This is a genomic window from Rhodoferax sp. ZS1R8 (assembly GCF_056521325.1).
In genome coordinates this window covers 1-2,264 of the sequence record NZ_JBWMBA010000029.1, presented here as the reverse complement: position 1 = coordinate 2,264, position 2,264 = coordinate 1, and the positions used below count along the sequence as shown (strand labels likewise).

Sequence of the window (2,264 nt, the reverse complement as noted above, 5' to 3'; positions counted from 1 at the left end):
CAAAATGGTGACGCTATGTATTTGGTAGCAACATATATAGGGAAACACTGAATAAGGTCTACCGCCCAATCGTCTGAAGCGTTATAGATAGAGGTCATACCAACGGGACGATTCAAGATGATAGCGACGAGACAAAGCACATTGGCCAGCGGCGGATTTGATGCCCACGGCAAGACCACGCGCAAGGCGGCATTTGTGGCCCGAATGGACAAGCTCATGCCGTGGGACGCGCTCTTGGCACTGATCGAGCCGCACTACCCAAAGGCGGGAAACGGCAGACCCCCGCGCTCAATGTCCACAATGCGGCGCATGTACTGCATCGCCAACTGGTTCAACCTAGCCGATGAAGCGTGTGAAGACGCGCTGTATGACATTGAAGCCTTTCGTGAATTTTGTGGCGTAGACCTCGGGCGCGAAGGCGTGCCTGATGCCACCACACTGTTGAATTTTCGCCGTCTGTTGGAGACGCACAAACTCGGCGAAGCCATCTTTGCCAAAGTGGGAGAGCTGTTGCTGGCCAATGGCTTGAAGCTGTGTGGGGGCACCATCGTGGATGCAACCATCATCGCCGCGCCCAGTTCCACCAAAAACAAAGACAAAGCGCGCGACCCCGAAATGCACCAGACCAAAAAAGGCAACCAATGGCACTTTGGCATGAAGGCGCACATTGGGGTGGACAGCGCCAGCGGCCTGGTTCATAGCGCCAGCGTGACAGCGGCCAACGTACACGACAGCCAGCAGCTGTCCAACCTACTTCACGGCCAGGAGACCCGCCTGTATGGCGACAGCGCCTATGCCGGGCAAAAAGACGTCATCAAAGCCGCCGCCCCCAAAGCACGCGACTTCACCAACAAACGCGCTTACCGCAACAAACCCTTGAGCGAGCGCGACAAAGAGATCAACACCACCAAGAGCCAGACCCGAGCCAAAGTGGAGCATGCGTTTTTACCGCTAAAGCGCCTTTGGGGGTTTGCAAAGGTGCGATATCGAGGTCTTGCCAAGAACGCCAATCGGGTGTTTGCCATGCTGGCTTTGATCAACATCGACAAATGGGGTAAGCCGCTAGTGGGATAGGTGCGCTCAAAGCGCAGCCAAAATCCCAAATAAACGCAAAGCCCTCGCAAAAATCCATCAGATTCGCGTCAAAAGTGAATGAAATCCCACTTGGCGAAATATAGAAAACCAGCGCCGAAAATCAGCCCACTTGTTCAGCGCATCCATAGATACTTCGGGGCTATAGCTATGTATTTCATATGAAAATTTCTATCTTCGTCACCGGCGGAGCCGGCTACATCGGAAGCCACACCTGCGTGGAGCTGCTCAACGCAGGCTATGCCGTTACAGTTTTTGACAATTATTGCAACAGCAAGCCCGAGGCCTTGAACCGCGTGGAGCGCATCACCGGCAAGCCGCTCACCCGTGTTCAAGGCGATGTGCGCGACCGGGCTGCGCTAGAGACTGCTTTGCGATCCAGTGGTGCCTCGGCCGTGATCCACTTTGCCGGCTTGAAGGCGGTGGGTGAATCGGGCGAGCAACCGCTGCGCTACTACGACAACAATGTGGTGGGTACCTTGCGCCTGCTAGAGGCCATGCAGGCCTGTGGCGTCAAGACCCTGGTGTTCAGCTCCTCGGCTACCGTATATGGCACGCCGCAGTTTCTGCCCTATACCGAAGACCACCCCTTTGCACCCACCAACCCCTATGGCCGCACCAAGCTGATGGTGGAAGACATCCTGCGCGATGCTTTTGCCAGTGACTCCAGTTGGCGCTTTTCCATACTGCGTTATTTCAACCCGGTGGGCGCCCACGCCAGTGGCCTGATTGGTGAAGACCCCCAAGGGGTGCCCAACAATCTGATGCCGTTTGTGGCCCAGGTGGCGGTGGGCAAGCGAGAGTATCTGAACGTGTTTGGCGATGACTACGCCACGCCCGATGGCACCGGTGTGCGCGACTACATCCACGTGACCGATCTTGCGCAAGGCCACCTGAGCGCCCTGCAGTGGATGGCGGCGCAGTCCGACGATGAGAGCACCGGCGTGTGCCGAGTGTTCAACTTGGGCGCTGGTGTGGGCCACAGCGTGCTGGAAATGGTGCGCGCTTTCGAGGCCGCCAGTGGCAAAGCCGTGCCCTACCGTGTGCAGGCCCGCCGTGCGGGAGACCTGCCCAGCTACTACGCCAATGCCGATTGCGCCCGCGCTGTGCTGGGCTGGCAGGTCTCCCGTGATTTGCAAACCATGTGCGCCGACACCTGGCGCTGGCAGAGC

At 57.6% G+C, this 2,264-nt stretch carries 2 protein-coding genes; both read left to right on the top strand.

All coding sequences use genetic code 11. The features are described 5' to 3' along the window. Positions 1-117 precede the first annotated feature (117 nt). The gene (locus AC097P_RS23385; protein ID WP_479612834.1) at positions 118-1,074 is read left to right on the top strand and encodes an IS5 family transposase; all 957 of its coding nucleotides are present in this window, start codon (positions 118-120) and stop codon (positions 1,072-1,074) included. A gap of 185 nt (positions 1,075-1,259) precedes the next feature. After that, on the top strand, positions 1,260-2,264 hold a 1,005-nt coding region (galE, locus tag AC097P_RS23380), incomplete at its 3' end, for a UDP-glucose 4-epimerase GalE (protein ID WP_479612835.1).